The sequence below is a fragment of the Halobacillus rhizosphaerae genome, assembly GCF_046719735.1.
Taxonomy (GTDB): Bacteria; Bacillota; Bacilli; order Bacillales; family Halobacillaceae; genus Halobacillus_B; species Halobacillus_B rhizosphaerae.
Map to the genome: position 1 here is coordinate 15849 of NZ_JAUTWQ010000013.1, position 21791 is coordinate 37639.

Sequence of the window (21791 nt, forward strand, 5' to 3'; positions counted from 1 at the left end):
GCCTCCTCTTATTATTAACGCTACACTTTTTATACCCTTAATTCTGGTTATTTACTCTTACAATTCCTTATTTTCACTAATAAAAGGAACTCATATTCACTGAACTAAATGCTCCACCGCCCGGCTTAGAACCAAATACTGATGATTGTTAATGGTTCTGAAGGCACAGAAACACGACCGGATAAATTTCTTCCTTACACTTTTTTATAGCGCTCAAATAAACGGTCATTATAGGACATTATTTCAACTAAAAAACAGACTGCCGATATGTTATCAGCAGTCTGAGTATAAAGAACCGTTAGTCTCTTGTTTAGATTACTTGCAGTGTTTAATTTACCCCAACAGCATTCCAAGCCTGGGTAACCGCATTGGCTGTAGAGGTTCCGTAAAGATCCTGGGCAGCTTGTACTAGTGACTGTTTGGCATAAGCAAAGTCACTATTAGGTGTCAGATATACAGTGAGAGCACGATAATAAATCTCTTTGGATTTATTTATTCCTATGCTATTAATTGTATTGTACGCTGCTTTGTTAGGAATTCCGCTGTTAGTATGAACGCCGCCCCAATCTCCAGCTTCCGTATTCGGTAAGTTTTGGTATTGGCTCATATTTTCCGGCTGGTTGTACTTATTTGGATTAGAGAGAGAGCGCAATGCATCTCCGGAGATACCAGGTGTATATACATCTTCACCCATTAACCAATCTTCAGGATCAATGAAATACCCGAATACATCAGAGAATGATTCATTTAATGCACCTGATTGGTTCTCATAAACTAAACCAGCTGTGGATTCAGTTACAGCGTGAGTCAATTCATGTCCTACGATATCGTTTCCACCAGATAGATAAGTAAAAGTAGAACCATCACCATCTCCATAAATCATCTGATTACCTGTCCAGGCAGCATTATTATAATTAGATCCATAATGCACTGTGGAACGAATTGATGAACCTTGGTCATCATAACTTACACGGCCAAAATTATCATAGTAGAAGTCAAATACTTCCCCAGCATAGTAATGGGCATCTACCGCCGCTTTTTGATTTTCACTATAAAACGTGTTTCCGGTGTCTGTAACATAGCTTCCTGGCAGGCTGTAATAACCATTATGCTTGTTATCAAATGTAGATATGACTCCATTCATTGGTTTCGTAACATCATATAAGTAATAGGTGTTATTAGATAGGTAGGTGTTCAAAGATTTTGTATCACCAAGTACACCCGTACCAGTACCTGTAGCTTCTTCGGCTACATTGCTCGCTTTAATCACTTTTCCTGTTTCAGCATTCACATATAACTGCCAGTTCGCAGGATAGGGCTGGGAAAATTGAAGTTCAACATGATAAGCAAGTTGATAATTCCCCTCATCATCATACACAACTAAATTACTGTTTTCAGTCAACGTATCAAAGGTGTCTCCATTAAGACTCTCTTGAGTTTTATCTGCTTTTTTACGGTCTACGCCAATGTATTTCCAGGCCAAATTAATGGCTTCTTTCTTTTTAACCTTTTTCTGCTGTTTTATCTCGGCAGGCGCATCTTTATGGAACTCACCATTAACTGACTGAACTTCCCCATTTTTATCGGTATGTACAACCACACGGGAATTTGCGATAGGAACATTACCTACTACAGGTTGAAAGGTAAAGTGAGTCATTCCAAGGTCATCGGTTTCTGACTTTACAAACTTTAAGTTTTTGTTCGGGTTTGCTTTAAATTGCTTCTGATTATCTTTGAAAAACTTTTTCACAGCTTTCTCAGAAACTACCTTAGAAGATTTCAAATGATCCTTCACAAATTTCGGTGTCTCTACTGGTAAGTCCACTTTAGAAGACTTTTCTGCATGAGCAAGACTGCCCCCGGATACGAGACTCCCTCCTAGTACAACTGTTGCCATCAAAGATTTCCAATTCATAAAATCCCTCCCAAATTTTTTAACAATTTCATGTTATCACAATATTCCGACATACAATCTGTGAAAGTTAACAGGTGAAATCTGTCCTAAGGCTATGAAATTAAGGGGACTTGGGAAACCCCTGAATATAGTTGAAAAAACCTAAGCGAACGTGTATTCTGAATATAGATTTGAAAGAAAGAAACTTCTGACAAATCCATAGTTGATCAACTAGGTGTGTGTTGAGAATGGAATATGGCAAAGTGCTTCGATTTCATCGAGTCAAGCAAGGGTTAACTCAAACCCAATTGGCTGATGGGATTATATCGCCAGCGTATCTTTCTAAGATAGAGAACGATCAAACCGTTCCTGCTATCGAAGTGCTTGAACTTCTCTATGAACGTCTGGGACTTGACTTTCAAGAAGCTTCCTATAACCACCCTTCTAAGGAAAAGCTGAAGGAATGGTATGAATCGATCGTATTCAAACGAAGGGAAGATGCTCAGCAGTTACAAGAGGAGTTATTGCAGCAGAAAGAAACGCTGTCTAACCACCATTTATATATCTTCTTTGAATTATTCCGCATCCGTCACCTGTTATTAGAGAACCAGGTGGAGGAGGCTTATGAAGTATGGGAAGATATACGCCAGCACAAAGACACCTTTGATGAAGAAATGGAATTTTACTTCCATTTAATCTCTGGAATTTTAAAATATTATAGTACAAATTTTGACGAGTCATTCCAAGAGCTTATGGAAGCCAAGAATTATAGTTCCTCGTTAGAATTAGAAGACTGGGAATATAGTGATCTATTTTACTTACTAGCTTTAAGTACCAGCCAAGCTAATCACATCTCCGCGTCTGTTTTTTACGCTGACCAAGCGTTGGAAATCTATCAGACCCATTATGATTTAGCTAAAAGCGCAGACTGTCATATAGTGCAAGGAATAAATTATAGTCGGCTTAAAAATTACGCAAAGTCTCTTGAGAATTTTCATTTAGCGCGTAAGATAGCAATTCAAACAGAAGATATTGTTCAGTTGAGGTTAGTCCACATTAACATAGGGACCTTAGAGTCTAGAATAGAAAATCACCAGTCAGCAATAAAAAATTATGAGAAAAGTCTCGAGTACAATAAAGAAAGTGACTCAAATTTTCAGGCTTTAGACTCGTTAACAACGATCCATGGTTTAATTATCGAATATTACAGATTGGAGAACAAAGAAGGGTGTCTTAAATGGCTTAATGAAGGTGAAAAAATTCTCCATTCATTTCCTTCTAAATCCTATGAACTCCATTTCGCAGTGTATAAGAAGGTAATAAACCAATCCGAAAACTTAGAACAGTATTTAGAAGATATCATTATCCCTTACTTCCAAGAGAAGAAGGAACATGTTTATGTAATTCGTTATGCAATGTTTCTCGCTGATCTTTTAGAGAATCAACGAATGTATAAAAAATCTTCAACTTACCTTAGGTTAGCAATTCAATTGTTAAATAAACATTCTCATTTAGGAGGGATTCTCTTATGAAGAAGCTTTTAGCTGTTCTTGCTATAGTAGCTTTCTTGGCTTCTGCTGCCGCTCCTGTTTTACAGGATAGTGCTGTAGATGCTTACCCAAGACCATTATCTGTTGAACAAATGTAATTAATTTTTTATTTCGAAGTGTTTATTAGCACCTCCCCCTAATCCTATACCTATATATTTTAGCCTCTGCCCTTGTGGCAGAGGTCTTTTTTTCCTCTATAGAACTTACTCGGTATATGAGATCACGTTCATTCTTCCACAAAAAAAGCAAGGCTCCTCAGTAAAGAACCTTGCTGAATTCATTTTCACAAACAGACTTACGCTGATTAATATTTATTCCATGCGGCATATCCACCTGTCAGGTTTAGTACATTCTTAAACCCATTGGCTTGCATGACACTTACTGCAATAGCTGATCGCATCCCGGATTGGCAATGAACAATTGGAGTGACGTCTCCCCCTATTTCATCCAGTCGTTCCGGCAGGGTCCCGAGCATAATATGCTTTGCCTTTTCCATGTGGCCAGCATCCCACTCTGATTGGTTTCTCACATCTATAATCACATAATCATTGTGATCTTTATATTTTTCCTCTAATTCTTCCACGGAAATACTTTCGTATGATTCCAAGCTGCCTGATTTTTCAAGCTCGCTTTTCTCCATATAATGTGAAACCTCGTCTAACCCAATAGACTGCAGGGCTTTTTGAACTGCTTCAACCTCCTGGCTATCAGCAATGAAAGCAATTTTCTTATCATAATCCAGAAGCCAGCCTGCCCAGTTGGTAAATGATTGGTTAAAGGGAATATTTAACGTTCCTTCTACGTGGCCATTAGCAAACTCAGAAGACGAACGTGTGTCTACGATATTCACATTCTCTTCTTTCAACTGGTTGAGATGCTCAAGAGAAACTTTTTTCACATCATGGTGACCCAGCAATTTCGGACCTTGTTTATTAAGTTTTTTCATTTCGGCAAAATATTTAGGGGGTTCTGGCTGACCATCTAGTAAATTCGCTACGAATGTGGCTTCATCCTTAACATTTAGTGCCCAATTATTGATCTTTTCATATCCAACTGTTGAGCTTGGGACAGCACCTAGAGATTTACCGCATGCACTTCCCGCTCCATGACCTGGCCACACTTGTACATAATCAGGCAATTTAGCAAATCTCTTCAGAGAATGGTACATTTCTTTGGCACTTTCTTCTGCGGTACCTTTCTCGGCGGCCGCTTTCTCTAATAAATCAGGACGTCCCACATCTCCGACAAACACAAAATCACCTGTAAATATTCCCATCGGAACTTCTGAACCGCCACCTTCATCCGTTAGCAGATAGGAAAGACTTTCAGGTGTATGACCTGGGGTATGCATAACTTCGAGTTTGACTTTACCAACTCTAATTAAATCTCTATCCTTCAGCAGTTGATGGTTTAGTTTAGATAGGTTTTGGTATTTCCAGTTCGTACTGCCTTCATCTGAAAAATATAGTTTTACATCTAATCGATTAGCTAATTCTCGTACCCCTGAAGTGAAATCAGCGTGTATGTGAGTTTCTGCAGCACCAGTGATGGTAAACCCTTCTTTCTGTGCCGTTTCCAAATAAGGAGTAATATCACGGGCCGGGTCTATTACCAGTGCCTCTCCTGTCTGCTGACAAGCGATCATATATGACATTTGAGCTAATTTCTCATCAAAAAAAGATTTAAAAAACATGGCAGTAACCTCCAATTAAAAGTTAATTCAACACTAATTATATACCCCTAACGGTATATTGTAAACCGTGTTATTCTAGGTTAAGTTGATAAAGTAATCCAAAAAAAATGAGCGACGGTTCCTTTGAGAGAACCAAACGCTCATAAAAATTGGAAAGTAGAGACGTACCAGGATAGGTTCATTTTTCAAACGAATCTAACTAACCCTATCTTCGTTAAAATGTGGCGCTTCTTGTCCAATTTCAATCCCTTCATCCGGCTGATATCAATGACCAATACACAATTTCTAACTAAATACTCTTCATAAGGATGACCACCAGACATCATGTACGCCTAGCGAATTGCATTTACCACATCCTGCTTCCGTTCACAATAAACAAGTACAAGTGGAAATATATTTATTGAACGATTCCGTTCCTGTCTGGATTCATCATAAAAGGGATCAGCAGAGGTAACCAACTCGCCTGTAAGACCTAAAAAATGATGACGCATGCCTCATTTCTTTCACCCCATAAATACTAGTAGTTTTCCTGCTATAGTATTCTTAATGAGCGGAAGGGTATGGGGATTGGTTCCCTTCATTGAAAGTATTTAGCAAACATTTCATAAGGTTTTTCAAAATCCAAAGCTGGGTAATCCGCGTTGCAATTATTGTGGAAATTAATAGCTACAGCATCAATCTCTTCATAGTTGAGCCCTTTCGTCTTCTCTTCCACCTTTAACTTTACTTCCTTTATAAGGCTTAGGACTTCTTCACTTTTCGGTTCTGAATAATATAACTCTTCTGCTTGCTTAAGCATATATTCAATCACCGATTCGTTTACTTCAAGTAATTGAAAGAGTTGCTTCAATGAACCGCGAATTACATGATCAATGTTCTCAAACTGCTGTTTGCGAAGACCAAACAAAGTGAGATTTAATCCGGTTTCATTATTGATTAGAATTAAACACTTACGACGATTTATCGTTACTATATCCATATGCCACTGACAAATATCAGCTGCTTCTTCACTATATTGAGCGCGTTCAGCTACCGGTTTATTAATTTCATCGGCTGCTTTTTGAGTCATTCCTATTAAAAACAAAACATCTCCACCTCTACAAATCTACTTCTTCCGCTTTAATTGTAACAGGAGACATTAAAATTTCCTATTGTTCCCTTCCTGTACAACCTTCTCTTTATAAATAAAATGAAATCTGTAATCGGAAGGTTTTATTGAGAAAGGTTGCTTTCAATTCTCCCCCTGATATGTTATATATTTAGGGTACCGAAATAACTTTGGAAGAAGGGAATCGCTATCCTTACACAAAATCAAAGAGCGAAGAAAAATTTATGGATTATGTGGTTTGCTAATTTTTTCATAGCAGGCAGCATTACGATGGTTTTACCATTCTTGTCATTATATATAGAAGAACTTGGAAGCTTCACCGATTCATTTGTCCAGACTTGGTCAGGAGTGACATTCGGAGTCACCTTTGTATCTGCATTTATTTTTTCTCCCATCTGGGGACGTATAGGTGATAAGTACGGAAGGAAGAAAATACTGATTATGTCAGCGTGCGGACTCGCTTTATCCGTGTTCTTAATGGGTTTTGTCACTTCTGTATGGCAATTATTTATGCTTCGTTTATTTATGGGAATCTTTACAGGGTTTATTCCAATGTCTCAAGCACTCATCTCTACTCAAACTCCCAAGGATATCGCAGGCCAAGTACTCGGAACACTTCAGACCGGGAGTATTACAGGAAGTTTGCTTGGACCCGTGCTTGGAGGATTAATTGCAGATGAGATCGGCTATGCTACTACTTTTCATTTTGTTGCGATTGTAGTAGCACTGTCCTCCATCATTGTTGCGATTGGAATTAAAGAACAAAGACTTGAAAATGAAAATAGCAATGAGCAGTCCAGCTATTCCTCTAAAGAAGTACTCGGGCATATTATCAAGCATCCAGTGTTATTAATGGTGATGGTGGTGTCTTTATTTGTTCAAATCGCTCACTTCAGCATCCAGCCTATTCTTTCTCTCTTTGTCGGGAACTTGCACGGACCAGAAAATATCGCCCTGTTTTCAGGAATCGCATTTTCTGCGGCAGGAATGGGGAATTTACTTATGGCAAGACGCTGGGGGCGAATAGCAGACAAAAAAGGATATGTTAAAATTCTAGTATTTTTGCTATTTATGGCTGGCATCGTCTATTTCCCCGCTGCTTTCGTTACTAATATTTGGCAGTTAGTTGTTTTACGCTTCCTACTTGGCATATCCATTGGCGGAATTATCCCTGTCAGAACGGCTTATATAAGACAGGAAGCCCCGATAGCTATGCAAGGTGAAGTTCTCGGTTACAATACCAGTCTTCGCTTCTTAGGAAATGTCATCGGCCCTGCTATGGGAGGAATGATCTCAGGTGCTTTTGGTTTCTCTGCAGTATTTTTTATTACAAGTACCCTCCTCTTGTGCTGCGGCGGGATGATGCTGTTCACGATGCTGAAAAATCCAAACGCTGTCCGGCATGCCGCCTCTCATTAAAAAGATCCCATATCTCATGGGATCTTTTTTTCAATACTTTAGTTATCAATATTCCGCGATATTCATTTACATAGATCTTTCTCATATAATCAGCGTCCAACCACGGAAGTCGACCCTTCCCCCACAGCCCCTAAACTCACATCATGGTTTCGAAACGAAGTCATCAAGAATTCGGAGCTTTATTCAAAGTACGTAAATTCACCACTAAATAATTACTTAAGGAGTAACTAAATAATACAGTTAATACTTTACTTCTGTTAATATAAATGTATAGACACAGGAGGAGATCAGTATGAACAAGTGTTTAATCGTCATTGACTACACCCATGATTTCGTGGCGGATCAAGGAGCATTGTCATGTGGAGAACCAGGTCAAAGAATTGCCCCCGCCCTATTTACTATCACCCAGCAATTTTTAGAAGAAGACCAATATGTAGTATTTGCGGTAGATGTTCATGAAGAAGGCGACCCTTTTCACCCGGAGACGCGGTTGTTTCCTCCCCATAATATCCGGAATACAGAAGGTAGAAAACTTTACGGTGAAATGGAGCGCTTATATGAATTAAATAAACAACGTTCTAATGTTCACTATCTGGATAAGACCCGATATAGTGCTTTTAACGGAACAGATTTGGATATAAAACTTCGCGAAAGAAATATCAAGGAGATCCACTTAACTGGGGTTTGTACAGATATTTGTGTTCTGCACACTGCAGTGGACGCTTACAATCTTGGTTACTCGATTGTAGTTCACCAAGATTCGGTAGCAAGCTTCAACCAGACCGGCCATTCGTGGGCGATGGACCATTTTGAAACTGTACTTGGGGCTGAGATAAAATAATTAAATGGAGTTACGAGTAAATTATTCCCCATAGTCCCGACCCATTAGCATATGGGTTTGGGATGTTTTTTTACAGCTAGAATGTGCCATCCTCCTGCTTCGCTTTCCGTAATACTCTCTCCCTACCTTATTAACTTTGCCAGAAGGCTTTCTAAAATCTTCTCGATTTGAAATTCTAATGTAAATCGAATATGATGGAGTATGGACATTTTCTGTTATGACTTAAGTTATAGATATAAATATAGGAGGAATCACCATGAGCTCACAAGATTATCGAGTTCTGCTGTATTACAAGTATGTCGATCTGCCGGAGTATGAAGAGTACTGTAAAAATCATTTAAAATACTGTAAAGACCTTGGGCTTCGCGGCCGGATTATTGTTTCCCCAGAAGGGATAAACGGAACGGTATCTGGAACGACTGCACAAGTAGAACAGTATATGGAGTACGTTCGTTCTGATAAGAGATTTGAGGACATCCATTTTAAAATTGACGAACATGAAGGTCATGCTTTCAAGAAGATGCATTGCCGAGTGAAGCCTGAATTAGTCAATTGGAGTATTGAAAATGATGATATTGACCCTAAGAGCTTTGGAGGCAAACATCTGAAACCTAGCGAATTTTATGAATTGCTGCAAGAGGAAGATACTGTGGTGATCGACGGGCGGAATGAATATGAATACCGTATTGGTCACTTTCGTAACGCGATCCAGCCAGGGGTAGATCATTCTCGTGAATTTCCTGAATGGATTGCCCAAAACGCAGATCAATGGAAAGACAAGAAGGTCCTCACTTATTGTACTGGGGGCATTCGCTGCGAGAAACTCACCGGTATTTTAAAGAAAAACGGAGTCGAAGACGTTTATCAGCTAGAAGGCGGAGTGAACACCTACGGAAAAGACCCGGAAGTCAAAGGGAAATATTTCGATGGAAAGTTATACGTCTTTGACGAACGTATCGCTGTTCCCGTTAACCAAGTAGAAGAGACTATTGTTTCCGAGTGTGAACATTGCGGAAAAAAAGAAGATCGGATGATCAATTGCAGCAACCCGATTTGCAATCGGCAATACGTATGCTGCAGGGAATGTGAAGAGAAACACCACGCAGCTTGTACGACCGAATGTAAAGAACATCCTGAAAACCGCTGGGACGCGGAACGAAAAAAACAAATTGATAAATATGACCGTATTAATAATTAATAGAAACTACCAAAAACTCACATGGATTTATTCATGTGAGTTTTTCTTTTGCCATCTTTTCTCATCAAAAACATAATCAACCACGACCAGAGCGAGTGCGAAGATCCACTCTGCCCCCAAAGTCATCGTTACATTCCGAACGAGTTCATCTACTGTATAAATGGTTAGCCATGTGAAGGTAAGGTACACAATCGATTTCCATAATAGGAAAACGAATGGAGAAGGCTGTGCTAATCGGCTTACCGTAATAATCATTTTGGCAGCTGCCTCGAAAAGGAAGCCGAGCATAAAAACGAGCAGAGCGAATAATAATAGTCCTAATTTTGAGGAATACGTTACTCCTATCAACTCGAATAACCCCACCATACTTAAAAAGAATCCTCCAAAAATAAGAGAAGAAGTGAAAATAAATAATATTCCTATACTGAGGAGTACGAAGATACGTGCTGTACCTGGCGAGCGCCTAAATGAACGTTTATTCCTCACAGACTAGCCCCCCTCTTAGATAGATGCTTGCCCCCTTTGGCCGTAATCTCTCGTCCGAAGCAATGGCTAAGAGGAGTATTCGATATGTATATACCCTTCTGTCCTTTCAAGTTTATGATTATGAAAATAGAGTCCAGACTCGTCAGCGATCCCATAGCCTAGTGGTACTCTCGATTGCTTTACAGCTTCTTTTAAAGACTGTTCTTCCTCCCACTTTAAGTAATGAGCAGAGATGACCTGATTCTCCAGTAATCCCAGCCCTTCTTTAAAGAGCTGAATGTTCTGGTCATTATCTTTCGATGAAATCACGCAATGTACTGGACTTATTAAAGCACCGGCTGAAAAACCTGCGACAGGGACGCCTTTTCGAAACATGGATACGATTAAAGAATTTAAGGGACCCTGCACAATGAACTTATGGTAAAGTTCTGTATCTCCTCCACCAATAATGATAGCTCCGCAACGCCTTAACCGCTCACATTCTTGTTTAGTATAGTTCTCTTTCAAAGGCAGCCAGTAAATCTTATGCGATGCCGAAGCGATGTCAGCCGTGTACTTAGGTAAGTATTCGCTTGAACCTTCCCGTTCAATATATAAAACTGCAATTTCACCGTTTCTAATCAGACTGGAAAACTTATCTGCCAATTGCGGTGTAAATGGAGGACTGCCTCCAAATAAGAACAAATGGGTGGTCATTTAAGTCCTTCCTCCTTATACTTACGATAAGCGGCGTGATACGTAGACCCTATGCCCCTTTCAAAATTCAAAGAATACTGAATGGCTGCCGTAACAAAATCTTTAGCAGAGCGTACGGCTTCTTCCACTGAAAAGCCCTTAGCAAGTTCGGCGGTAATCGCGGCTGAATAGGTACAGCCCGCCCCGCTTGTATGGATCGTGTTGATTCTTTCTGAATGAATCTCCATCATATTCTTACCGTCAAACAGAAGATCAACAGCCGGGTATCCTTCAAGAGCACCGCCTTTTATTAAAATATTCTCTGGTCCCATTTGGTAGAGTTCCACTGCAGCTTCCTTCATCTCTTCAGGTGACTGAGGGGCCTGCTGATTTAGCAGACGTCCGGTTTCTTTTAGATTCGGCGTCAATACGGAAGCAAGGGGCAGCAAATGAGACTTCAAAGCTTCAATAGCATCGTCCTTCAATAATTGTGACCCCATTTTACCGATCATTACGGGATCGACTACGATATGCTTCACGTCGGAAGACTGGATGAGGTCTGCTGTCAGTTTAATAATTTCCTCTGTAAATAACATCCCTGTCTTTAGAGCATCTGCCCCCACATGCTCTAAAGAAGAGTAAACCTGTGCCTTGATTGCATCTAAAGAGTGAGTAAATATTCCTTGATCAATCGTTTGATTAGTAGCTACAATCGCAGTAATAGCACTCATTCCGTACACATCTAATTCTTGAAATGTTTTAAGGTCTGCCTGGATGCCCGCACTCCCTTGTGAAGCTGATCCAGCAATAGTTAACGTCCTTGGGATACTCATACCTACTTCCACACCCTTCTCTATCTTTAGTGAATTGTATCAAATTTACTTTCATATAGGCTAATTCCTAAACTCAGAAACCAATCTACGAACTATAACTCATAGGAAAGGAGGTAAACCAATGAAACCATTTACGAATAGGGTTATTCAAATTATCCAGCGAATACCAGAAGGGAAAGTGATGACATACGGGCAGATCGCTCGATTAGCAGGCAGTCCACGAGCAGCCAGGCAGGTGGTCCGTGTCCTGCATTCTATGAGCAACAATTACTCTCTCCCCTGGCATCGAGTGGTTAATGCACAAGGCCAGCTAGCAATTAAGGACGAAGCATCAGCCGAAATTCAAGCCATGGCACTCGAAGCGGAGGGAATTGCCGTCATAAATAAACAGATCAGCTTAGAACGCTATCAATACCATATAGATTATTAATTTTCATACTGTCCTCATTTTTACTATAATGAAATCAACCTATTCCCGGGAGGCGCCCTATGTTTGAAGTTCAACCCTATCCTGAGTTGTCCTGGTCTCTGTCCAGACATAAAACTTTGCTGACTTGCGTAAGAAAATATGCGTACGATTATTATGTTTCTCATAATGGCTGGTTAAGAGATGCAGATTCACTTGCCCGCCAAACCTACCGACTTAAAAAAATTACTAATTTAGAGATGTACTTTGGCAGTATTGTACATGATTTAATCTATCAGATCATTCAGCAAGTCCTTCAGAACAAGCAAATACCAACTGAGGAGAAGGTCGTTACTGAGATTCGCCATCACCTTAACCGAGGGTTTATTGAAGCCACACGCAAAGAGCATTTATGGAATAATCGCCCCAAACATTACACGATGCTTCACGAAATCTATTACAGTCAAACGAATGAACTTCCAGTCGGCAAAGTCCAGAAAATCACTGACCGGTTGAATACAACAGTAAAGAACTTTTTTGCCAGTCAGTCCTTTGCCGATGTTTTAAATAAACAGGATATGCAATTTATTGAATCTGAGAAATTCCGCTACATGAAGATTGCTGGTGTGAAGATCTTCGTCGTTATGGACTTGCTTTACAAAGATCTCGAGCAGAATAAATGGGTCATCGTAGATTGGAAGACAGGTAAATCTTCTGAAGAGGACCGTAATCAATTAGCCTTATATGCCCTCTATCTTCAGCAAAAGTACAAGATTCAGGATCTTAACGATATTATTATTAGGAATGAGTATTTACTGGAAGGCACTCATGTAGAACATCAATTAACTGAACAAGATTTGCTTAACGTCCAGAATCTTTATCAAATCAGCATGGAACAAATGAAATCCTATCTGGAAGAACCAGAAAAAAACAAGCCAAAACCTATTCCCCAATTTCCTATGCAGGAGAATCCAAATATTTGTGCACGCTGCAATTATCAGGAACTATGCTTCCCTTCTTCTGCTACCTGATTAATGTATCTCCTGCCAGCTTACATGTTTAACGTACTAGAAAACCGGCTAAATAATGGATGGAGACGAACACTAGCTGAAGGAGTTGTTATAACATGAAAGTACTAGTTGCAGGAGCAAATGGCAGTACTGGCCGTTTACTCATTCAATATTTAAAAGAAGATGGTCACGAAGCTTATGGTTTGGTACGTAAGGAAGAGCAGAAAAGCACAATCGAACAGCTTGGAGGAACCCCTGTTTTAGCGGACCTTACAAGTGATGTTGGTTATGCAGTGAAAGGCATGGACGCTGTTATTTTTGCTGCAGGATCCGGATCAAGCACAGGCCCTGAACAAACGGAAATCGTTGACCGTGACGGCGCCATAAACTTAATAAAAGCTACAGAAAACCTTGGGATTAAGAAATTTGTTATGTTGAGTTCTATTGCTGCTGGGCAGCCTGAACGAGGCAACGAAGAAATGAAACATTACCTTAAAATGAAAGGTGAAGCCGACGATTACCTTAAAACTACGGAGCTTGATTACTCTATTGTCCGTCCAGGCGGTCTTACTGATGAAGAAGGAACCAGTAAAGTTAAAGTAGAGAAGAAAGTTGACGGGGGCACTATTCCAAGAGCAGATGTTGCTAAAACGATGATTGCTGCTTTAAACGAAGCCAATGCTTATCATAAAACATTTGAACTGGTTTCAGGCGAAACCCAAATCGAGGAAGCTCTAAAATCACTTTAATTAGTACTAACCCAGCCATCCTTGACGAGGATGGCTTTTTTGTTGTGATTCCAACAACAATGCGCCTGCTTGAAGGAATTTGTATTGTGTATAAATTTATTTTAGTATAATGTGTATACTTGAATGCTTTAAAGAAGAGGTGAAGAAGAAGTGAAAGGGTCGCTAATTAAACAACACAGAAAGTTTAAAAATTTAACTTTAGAGGATCTTGCCCAAGGAATCTGCTCAGTATCCTATTTAAGTAAAATTGAACATAATTCAATCAATGCCAGCGATGAAATCTATCGTCTTCTCGGAGAGCGTTTAAGTATTACCTTGACAGACATTAACCAAAAATTTGATGAAACTATTTATGAAAATTTACACCAATGGCATGAAGCCATTCAAATGAGAGATTTTTCAATAATGAAAGAATATCAAAGTTATGCTGAAAAGGCTCTAAACAAGAACCAAAATATTGACCTTTTGAACTTGTACCACATCATTCAGGTACGGCACAACATGACATTAAACGAAACCAGCATTTCCAAAGAAAAAATGAAAGAACTAAAAGGAATCTTTCCAGAAGCCACTGCTGAATATCATTTCTTTTATTATAAAACTGTAGGGTTGGATTTTTTTATTAATGGAGAAATTCGAGATGCGCTCGACTACTTCCGAAAAGCCAATCAAATGATGAATAAGTTGCCGTTAGAAGATAGCGAAACCTATTTTCATTTATCTTTAGCCTATTCCCGCACGCGGTCTGCGGTTGAATCCAATTTTTATGCTGAAAAAGCCTTAGAGGGTTATACTAACTCATTAGAGTATTCTAAAATTATTGATAGTTACACAATTATTGCTATCAATTATCAGATTTTAAATGCCTATGATATTGCAAAAGATTACTTCCTAAAGATTTTAAAAGTTGCAAAGAATCACCTTAATTTTATTGAAAAACGGAGGATTTTTCATAATTTAGGATATATCAATATTAATATGGAAAACTATACCGAGGCTTTGTATTATTTATATAAAGCTAAAGATATTACTACAGAAGATACAGAATTTAACGCAAGTACGAACTACCTTTTATCTTTAGCCCATTATTACAGTGGTGACAGAGAAAAATGTTTGGATTTTATTGAAATTGGTGAAGAAGAAGCAAAATCAAACGCTGCTCTCAAATACCAGCACAAATTTTTCATCTTAAAAAACAAACTTCAAGAGACAACTCATCAGATGGACTTTATAGCAAAATTGGAACAAAATATCATTCCGGATTTACGAAATATGAATGAATACGATGATTACAAGGATAACCTTGAGCTGCTCGGCAACTTATACTACAACAAAAGAATGTATAAGAAAGCTTCCATGTATTTTAAAGAAGCGAACAATTATAAATCCACCCAGAAGAAAGACCTACTTTAATATTCCCCATCAAAAAGCCGGCAACTCATTGTTGCCGGCTTTTACATAATGGTTAGGAAACCCCTAAAATATTCTTCTTCCAATTTTTAAATTCCAGTTCATCAAATTTAGCACTCATTTTATCATCATCAATATAAAACAGTGCATCCTCCAATGTACAATTTACATCTGCTTCACAGTGAATCCGGGCAAGCTTTCTTGATAAATGAAGCATTTCAAGGTCCGCTTCGATTTTAGACCTCTGCCCTTTCGTAAGACGATCCATATTCTCAAGAATGCCTTCTATGGTTTCATGTTCTATTAACAGTTTCAGGGCTGTTTTTTCTCCTATTCCTTTAACTCCAGGATAATTATCACTGCTGTCTCCCATTAATGCCTTTAAATCGACCATTTGGGCAGGAGTAATCCCCTTCTCTTCATAAAATGACTGCTCGTGATATTCCGCATAATTTCCATAGCCTTTCTGCAGTAAAACAACAGAAATGTTCGGTTTTAACAGCTGCAGCATATCCTGATCTCCTGTCAAAATGAACACTTGCGAATGCTCACTGTATTGATGACTGAGTGTGCCTAAACAATCATCAGCTTCAAAACCAGCTTGTCCTACATTAGGAATATTTAAAGACTCAACGACTTCCTTTGCTAAATCAAACTGCGGAATCAGTTCTACCGGTGGTGCTCCGCGATTGGCTTTATATTCAGGAAACATATCATTTCTGAAGGTTTTACTTCCCATATCCCAGCAGCACACTACATGAGTGGGCTGATAATGGTTAACTGCAGTAAACAAGTGTTTCATCATACCGTAAACTCCATTAGTTGGAGTACCTTTACTATTTACCATAAAATAATTACTCATGGCTGTAGCATAGAATGCCCGAAATAAGAGGGCCATCCCATCCACCAGCAAAATACGATTTGTTGTGGTCATTTATACGTGCCCTTCTTTCATAGAGAGATAGCCCTATTATAACAAAAAAGCGGGCATAGAAGAGAATTAAGATTTTGCCAGAAACACTCTTACTCTTTCAGGTGACCTCATCTTGTTTTCTCATCCAAATTATCTAATAATTGACAAAATTCCGTCAGCATGATAGCTTCAAACTAAGTGCAATTCTATTTACATAGCGAATTTTGTAAGCGTTTGCACTTATATATGAATGGGAGGAATGAATGAGATGGTATATGCATTTCCGAACACAGAAGGTGCGATCGTCCAATTTAAAGAACGATATGATAATTTTATAGGCGGCAAGTGGACTGCCCCTGTTAAAGGGCAGTACTTTGATAATGTCACTCCTGTAACAGGTAAAGCATTCTGTCAGGTAGCGCGTTCAACCGAAGAAGACATTGAACTTGCTTTAGATGCTGCTCATAAAGCAAAGCATTCCTGGGGGAAAACCTCGGCTACGGAACGCTCTGTTATCTTAAATCGCATTGCCGATCGAATGGAAGAAAATTTGGAACAATTAGCCGTTGCCGAAACTTGGGAAAATGGGAAAGCCGTTCGAGAAACTTTGAATGCAGACCTTCCCCTGGCTGTGGATCATTTCCGGTATTTCGCTTCAGTCATTCGAGCACAGGAAGGTTCGATTGGAGAAATAGATCAGGATACGATTGCTTACCATTTTCACGAGCCTCTTGGGGTCGTTGGACAAATCATCCCTTGGAATTTCCCGATTTTAATGGGTGTGTGGAAGATTGCTCCTGCCCTGGCCGCTGGTAATACCATTGTATTAAAGCCGGCAGAGCAGACACCTGCTTCTATCCTTTATATGATGGACCTCATTGGCGATCTGCTTCCTGAAGGGGTGTTAAATATCGTCAATGGATTTGGATTAGAAGCTGGAAAACCACTTGCTTCCAATCCAAGAATTAATAAAGTCGCCTTTACCGGTGAAACCACAACCGGAAGAATGATCATGCAGTATGCTTCTCAAAATATTATCCCTGTAACACTGGAACTTGGGGGCAAATCGCCGAATATTTTCTTCGAAGACGTGATGAGTAAAGATGACGATTTCCTTGATAAAACCATTGAAGGTATGGTGATGTTTGCTTTAAATCAAGGTGAAGTTTGTACTTGTCCTTCTCGTGCTTTAATCCAGGAATCTATCTATGATAAGTTTATGGAAAAAGCGCTTGAACGAGTGAAAGCTATTAAAACAGGAAACCCGCTGGATCCAGAAGTTATGATGGGTGCCCAGGCTTCTTCAGAACAAATGGATAAGATTATGTCCTATTTAGCCATTGGTAAAGAAGAAGGGGCTGAATGCCTGGTTGGTGGAGATAGAAACTCATTGGATGGTGATTTTTCAGAGGGGTACTATGTTCAGCCAACGATGTTTAAAGGAAAAAATGACATGAGAATTTTCCAGGAAGAAATTTTCGGACCAGTACTCTCAGTCACTACCTTTAAAGACCAGAAAGAGGCATTGGAAATTGCAAACGATACGTTATACGGCCTCGGAGCTGGTGTATGGACCCGTGACATGAATACTGCCTACCGGTTTGGACGTGAGATAGAAGCGGGCCGTGTCTGGACGAACTGCTACCACGCCTACCCTGCTCATGCCGCTTTTGGAGGCTATAAAATGTCAGGTGTCGGCCGTGAAAACCATAAGATGATGCTGGATCACTATCAGCAGACAAAAAACATGCTAGTCAGCTACAGCCCGCAGAAACTAGGATTCTTTTAAACTACACGCAGAGGAGGTGACCGATATTGGTACAACGTGTAACCGCTACGGATTCCGCCCTCCAATTAATAGAAGAGTTAAAAGAAAAACACGGTCCCTTGATGTTTCATCAATCAGGAGGATGCTGTGACGGCAGCTCTCCTATGTGCTACCCTGAAGGTGATCTGCTAACAGGGAGCCAGGATGTTCTGCTTGGAACAATTGGAGACACACCTTTTTATATGAACAAGAAGCAATATGAATACTGGAAGCATACGCAAGTCATCATTGATGTTGTGGATGGCAGAGGCGGAATGTTTTCTTTAGAAGGAGTAATGGGAAAGCGATTTTTATCTCGTTCCCGGGCTTTTTCTGATGAAGAATTTAAAGAACTAAAAGCTGAAGGAACCGTTTAAAGCTAAAAGACTCGCACAGAAATCTGTGCGAGTCTTTTTTTAACACCAAATGCGGAGATGATTGATCCACTTAAAGATCTGCAATCACTAGTTGTTCTACTTCCCCTACAATGGTTTCTAGTTCTCTCAGACCGGATTCCACATCACTTATAAACACTTGCTCCAGTCGCCTTCCTATCCCCTCAGGTACACGGGACATCTGTTCTAAGGACTTTCTCTGCCACTTAAAGGCTGGATGGTGAACATATAACTTATTATGGGCAAATAATTGTGCCATTACTTTTTTCTCTACTGCTGCCATTAAGTCATAAAGCATGAGATAATCTCCACGGGACTGTAGAGCTACCCTGCTATCCCATCTGCTCCCGAGTTCCATATTTTCAGTTAGCATGGCGCGTTTTAAACCGTCGGGATACACTGCCGTTTTGTGTTTGAATTGACTTATCTTTTCATTTCCGTGCAAAGGGATTCCATCATGAACAGCTGCCACTAAGCACTGATCCTCTAAATTAGTGGAATATTCTTTTGTTACTCTATCAATGGTTTTATCAATGGTTTGGCATAGAAAATTACTGATCTCCATTTTCACCCCATTGTACCAATAAGTTTCCGACCACTCTTCATCCTCATAGGGATAGAAACTTTTAAGTACCCCATTCACCCTTCTGATAACTTCCATTCGATCCTCCGATGAGGGAGATTGATTCCAAATGACATGAAGCTCAATGTCAGAGTGACCATCTTCCCATCCTCTTGAGACAGAACCCGCTAGTAGAACAGCCGAAACTTTTTCGTTTCGGCTATACAGCTTTCCAATTTCATGAGCGATATTCCTTAATTTCATTACAGTGTAACTCCTCCAAACAGCTGATTATCGTGGAACATATCTTTCGTATAAAAAGTAGGCAAGCAGTCGAAAAACGATCGGAAATACGAAAAAGACGGAAAATAATTTCGTGTATCCCTCAGTTAATATCAGCACACCTGCTAATAAGAAAAAACTAATGATGGCAAAAACCGTACCAAATGCGCTGTTAACCGGCTGGTTCCTCATAAATAAAGAAGCAGGTCCCTTCAATTCTCTTGCGAAACACTCTTCATGATAGGGGGCTAGAAAAAATAACAGCCCAGCGACGGCAAGCTTCTCTCTCTTCATAATTTCATGTGAACATTTATGACAATAGATTGCTTCTTTCAATTGAAACTCTCCTTCCCTTTTCTACGCAGAGGATGAAAGTTCAACGAATCTCTTTCATAGAGTGAGCGTACTTTAGAATAAATTCTTCTAAAATGGCGGTGTATAATTCCGGCTGATCTGTGTGGGTAAATTGGGAGGCAAAAGGCAGCACAGCCACATGAAAATGGTTAGAAGCTGAAAATTGAGTGACCCCTGAAAGCTCGTGGACGTTTCTATCCCCTGCGATATAGAGGACAGGTACATTCATCGCAGGAAGGAATTTAAGTTCTGCAAAAGGATACCAGTTTTCATTTCTTTCCAAGTAAATAATCTCACGCCAGTTGGTGTTATGAAGCTGATTAAAATATGCCACTGACGCCTCATTCCTAAGAAGCTGCCGTTGCTTGTCCACTTCTTTATGATGGAGCTTCTTCCATTGATTCGGCTTGTAGGGAATAATCCCGGAGATTGTTAAACTCTTTACGTATTGTGGATAGTCTTGAGCAAATAAAATAGCGACCAAAGCACCTAGTGAATTGCCAGCAAAGTGTGCTTGAGAAATATTCAAACTCTCCAACGTTTCCAATAAATCTAATACACTATCATGAAAATAATTATTGAAATTTTCACTGAACGAGTTGCCGTGCCCTCTTAAATCTGGGGCGATGACTTGATAGGTCTGGTTAAAATGGTCCTGCTGAAACTGGAAATCAGTCTTGCCTGTTTGAAGATCTGTATGGAGAAACACCATGGCTTCACCTTCACCAGTCACATTCGTATGTAAAATCATTCCGGCCCTCCTGTCTCTAGTATGCGTCTATAGCAGCCCCTCTTAGTAATGAAAATAGGATTCTCTCTTCTGGTTCTTTACCCTTATTAAGAACAAGGATAACTTTTCCTAACGCGGCACCTTAGGAAATGTCCTTCACTAGTAAGCGAAGCTCATCCTTCCATGGAACGGCGGTACACACTGTTTCTTTCCTCTTCCTCACAGCCGTTTCTGAGAAAAACCTTCTGCATAGGGATATTATGGATACTTGTCCCTCCTACATTATACAATGCCTTAAATTCGTCTTTTAAAATAGTCAGCGCCTCATAATGCAGCAGGGCTCCCTTGCCTTTCCCACGTGCTTCTGGCATCATTCCGAAATAGAAAAGCCGTCCCTCAACTTTCGTCCCTTCCTCAATATGAGGAATGACCACCCCTGCCGGTTGATCTCCTTCATAGGCGATTTTACAGCTTTGTTCGTAAGCTGGTCCAATCTCTTTCTTTATACTTCCCATTTGCTCCTTCATATTTAAATACGAGGGGGAGTTTAAAGAACCGCTCATACAACGTTCCCAGGTTAGAATAAATGCTTCTTCCGAAATCTCAGGCAGACTTTTAAATGTAAATGGGCAATCTCTCTTCTGGTGGTAGGCTAAGTCCTTTTTCACAGTAATCATCGTATCGTGGTGGGAAAAACCATGTTTCTTCATACATTCCTCTATAGAACTAGAATATGGATGCTTTACTACAATGCTTAGATGGTTTACTTTTTTCAAAATAGGATCCTCAGCCAAGTGGTGAATCAGTTCAGGGAGTTCTTCAGTGGTTAAATGCTTTGTCTCCTCAATAGTTACAAAGTTTTCACCTTCCACAAATTTCACTTTTTGATACAAATCTAGTTTACACAGCAGTTGTTTATATTTTTCAGAAGTTTGCATGCGGGTTAAAAATGCAGCTTTTGCTTGCAGGTAATCTTCCATATCTGCACCGTCATAGTCCTTCTTCAGTTGATTATAATCCTGGGTATAAGCAGGGTTTTCGACGAAAAAACGTGTCATTTTGAAGAAGAAATCAGAAGATGAGTTTTTGACGGTCAGCTGAATTCCTACTGCTATTTCGTGGTTTGTTTCAAATGCGCAAAAATCATGAGTTTGAGTACTTCCTGTATTTATGGAGTAATGATGCAGAAGGAATCCTTTACAGGGCAGGAATTGTTCTTCTCGAATTCTCACCTGGAGATCTACATCCCCTTTGGTTAATGAGCCTTCGACGGCAGTGCTTCCAATATGGTGAATCTCAGCTTGTGGAAAAGTAGCTAGTATTCTATTTCTATGACGCTGATAAACTCTTTCAGCTTGCTCTCTAAAATGGTGCTCCGGGTAAAAGCGGACACGCTTATTCATTAGGTAAACCCTCCTGCTTATCGTTTTCAAAGGAGCATAGTAATGAGTCAATATTTTTTACTAGTCTTCCCCA

The 21791-nt window shown here is 39.7% G+C and carries 21 protein-coding genes; 10 read left to right on the forward strand and 11 right to left on the reverse strand.

The annotated features are described in order from the left end of the window. Positions 1 to 328 precede the first annotated feature (328 nt). Positions 329 to 1915, reverse strand: a complete 1587-nt coding sequence (locus Q7A53_RS14515) for a M4 family metallopeptidase (RefSeq protein WP_411789900.1) — start codon at positions 1913 to 1915, stop codon at positions 329 to 331. A 227-nt stretch (positions 1916 to 2142) separates the two neighbouring features. On the opposite strand from Q7A53_RS14515, the gene Q7A53_RS14520 reads away from it, so the two are divergent. Further along, positions 2143 to 3426 (forward strand): helix-turn-helix domain-containing protein, encoded by a 1284-nt coding sequence (locus Q7A53_RS14520; RefSeq protein WP_411789901.1) that lies wholly within the window; start codon positions 2143 to 2145, stop codon positions 3424 to 3426. Between the two features lie 322 nt (positions 3427 to 3748). On the opposite strand, the gene Q7A53_RS14525 is transcribed toward Q7A53_RS14520, so the two are convergent. Both Q7A53_RS14525 and Q7A53_RS14530 read right to left on the reverse strand, forming a co-directional pair. After that, on the reverse strand, positions 3749 to 5137 hold the full coding sequence (locus Q7A53_RS14525; RefSeq protein WP_411789902.1) for an MBL fold metallo-hydrolase: 1389 nt from the start codon (positions 5135 to 5137) through the stop codon (positions 3749 to 3751). Positions 5138 to 5714: 577 nt separating this feature from the next. After that, a complete protein-coding gene (locus Q7A53_RS14530) occupies positions 5715 to 6221 on the reverse strand; it encodes a DUF6933 domain-containing protein (protein ID WP_411789903.1) in 507 nt (168 codons plus the stop codon). Between the two features lie 255 nt (positions 6222 to 6476). On the opposite strand from Q7A53_RS14530, the gene Q7A53_RS14535 reads away from it, so the two are divergent. The 3 genes from Q7A53_RS14535 (at position 6477) to trhO (ending at position 9703) form a co-directional block, all read left to right on the forward strand. Next, a complete protein-coding gene (locus tag Q7A53_RS14535) occupies positions 6477 to 7664 on the forward strand; it encodes an MFS transporter (protein WP_411789904.1) in 1188 nt (395 codons plus the stop codon). Positions 7665 to 7956: 292 nt separating this feature from the next. Continuing rightward, positions 7957 to 8505, forward strand: a complete 549-nt coding sequence (locus Q7A53_RS14540) for a cysteine hydrolase family protein (RefSeq protein ID WP_411789905.1) — start codon at positions 7957 to 7959, stop codon at positions 8503 to 8505. 256 nt (positions 8506 to 8761) lie between these two features. Beyond that, on the forward strand, positions 8762 to 9703 hold the full coding sequence (gene trhO / locus Q7A53_RS14545) for an oxygen-dependent tRNA uridine(34) hydroxylase TrhO (protein WP_411789906.1): 942 nt from the start codon (positions 8762 to 8764) through the stop codon (positions 9701 to 9703). A gap of 27 nt (positions 9704 to 9730) precedes the next feature. On the opposite strand, the gene Q7A53_RS14550 is transcribed toward trhO, so the two are convergent. From Q7A53_RS14550 to thiD, 3 genes are all read right to left on the reverse strand, one after another. Beyond that, positions 9731 to 10189: a YrvL family regulatory protein gene (locus Q7A53_RS14550; protein WP_411789907.1), complete on the reverse strand. Its 459-nt coding sequence runs from the start codon at positions 10187 to 10189 to the stop codon at positions 9731 to 9733. Positions 10190 to 10255: 66 nt separating this feature from the next. Beyond that, positions 10256 to 10885 (reverse strand): Type 1 glutamine amidotransferase-like domain-containing protein, encoded by a 630-nt coding sequence (locus Q7A53_RS14555; RefSeq protein WP_411789908.1) that lies wholly within the window; start codon positions 10883 to 10885, stop codon positions 10256 to 10258. Beyond that, positions 10882 to 11697, reverse strand: coding sequence for a bifunctional hydroxymethylpyrimidine kinase/phosphomethylpyrimidine kinase (gene thiD / locus Q7A53_RS14560; protein WP_411789909.1), 816 nt, complete (start codon positions 11695 to 11697; stop codon positions 10882 to 10884). Before thiD ends, Q7A53_RS14555 begins: the two co-directional genes overlap by 4 nt. A 121-nt stretch (positions 11698 to 11818) precedes the next feature. On the opposite strand from thiD, the gene Q7A53_RS14565 reads away from it, so the two are divergent. The 4 genes from Q7A53_RS14565 to Q7A53_RS14580 all read left to right on the forward strand — a co-directional run bounded on the left by Q7A53_RS14565 (position 11819) and on the right by Q7A53_RS14580 (position 15275). Beyond that, positions 11819 to 12127 (forward strand): MGMT family protein, encoded by a 309-nt coding sequence (locus Q7A53_RS14565; RefSeq protein ID WP_411789910.1) that lies wholly within the window; start codon positions 11819 to 11821, stop codon positions 12125 to 12127. Positions 12128 to 12186: 59 nt separating this feature from the next. Next, on the forward strand, positions 12187 to 13134 hold the full coding sequence (locus tag Q7A53_RS14570; RefSeq protein WP_411789911.1) for a PD-(D/E)XK nuclease family protein: 948 nt from the start codon (positions 12187 to 12189) through the stop codon (positions 13132 to 13134). 95 nt (positions 13135 to 13229) lie between these two features. Next, on the forward strand, positions 13230 to 13862 hold the full coding sequence (locus tag Q7A53_RS14575) for an SDR family oxidoreductase (protein ID WP_411789912.1): 633 nt from the start codon (positions 13230 to 13232) through the stop codon (positions 13860 to 13862). A 150-nt stretch (positions 13863 to 14012) separates the two neighbouring features. Beyond that, on the forward strand, positions 14013 to 15275 hold the full coding sequence (locus Q7A53_RS14580; RefSeq protein WP_411789913.1) for a helix-turn-helix domain-containing protein: 1263 nt from the start codon (positions 14013 to 14015) through the stop codon (positions 15273 to 15275). 52 nt (positions 15276 to 15327) lie between these two features. Here the strand turns inward: Q7A53_RS14580 and Q7A53_RS14585 are convergent, their stop codons facing one another. Next, the gene (locus tag Q7A53_RS14585) at positions 15328 to 16206 is read right to left on the reverse strand and encodes a 5'-3' exonuclease (protein ID WP_411789914.1); all 879 of its coding nucleotides are present in this window, start codon (positions 16204 to 16206) and stop codon (positions 15328 to 15330) included. A 247-nt stretch (positions 16207 to 16453) separates the two neighbouring features. On the opposite strand from Q7A53_RS14585, the gene adh reads away from it, so the two are divergent. Together adh and Q7A53_RS14595 are read left to right on the forward strand one after the other, a co-directional pair. Then, positions 16454 to 17974: an aldehyde dehydrogenase gene (adh, locus tag Q7A53_RS14590; RefSeq protein ID WP_411789915.1), complete on the forward strand. Its 1521-nt coding sequence runs from the start codon at positions 16454 to 16456 to the stop codon at positions 17972 to 17974. Positions 17975 to 18000: 26 nt separating this feature from the next. Next, on the forward strand, positions 18001 to 18369 hold the full coding sequence (locus Q7A53_RS14595; RefSeq protein ID WP_411789916.1) for a DUF779 domain-containing protein: 369 nt from the start codon (positions 18001 to 18003) through the stop codon (positions 18367 to 18369). Positions 18370 to 18439: 70 nt separating this feature from the next. Here the strand turns inward: Q7A53_RS14595 and Q7A53_RS14600 are convergent, their stop codons facing one another. The 4 genes from Q7A53_RS14600 to Q7A53_RS14615 all read right to left on the reverse strand — a co-directional run bounded on the left by Q7A53_RS14600 (position 18440) and on the right by Q7A53_RS14615 (position 21718). Next, the gene (locus Q7A53_RS14600) at positions 18440 to 19213 is read right to left on the reverse strand and encodes a DUF4037 domain-containing protein (RefSeq protein ID WP_411789917.1); all 774 of its coding nucleotides are present in this window, start codon (positions 19211 to 19213) and stop codon (positions 18440 to 18442) included. Positions 19214 to 19240: 27 nt separating this feature from the next. Next, positions 19241 to 19567 (reverse strand): hypothetical protein, encoded by a 327-nt coding sequence (locus Q7A53_RS14605; RefSeq protein ID WP_411789918.1) that lies wholly within the window; start codon positions 19565 to 19567, stop codon positions 19241 to 19243. Between the two features lie 40 nt (positions 19568 to 19607). Further along, entirely contained in the window at positions 19608 to 20336 is a 729-nt protein-coding gene (locus tag Q7A53_RS14610; protein ID WP_411789919.1) for an alpha/beta fold hydrolase, read from the reverse strand. A gap of 152 nt (positions 20337 to 20488) precedes the next feature. Next, a complete protein-coding gene (locus Q7A53_RS14615) occupies positions 20489 to 21718 on the reverse strand; it encodes a GrpB family protein (RefSeq protein WP_411789920.1) in 1230 nt (409 codons plus the stop codon). Between the last annotated feature and the right edge of the window lie 73 nt (positions 21719 to 21791).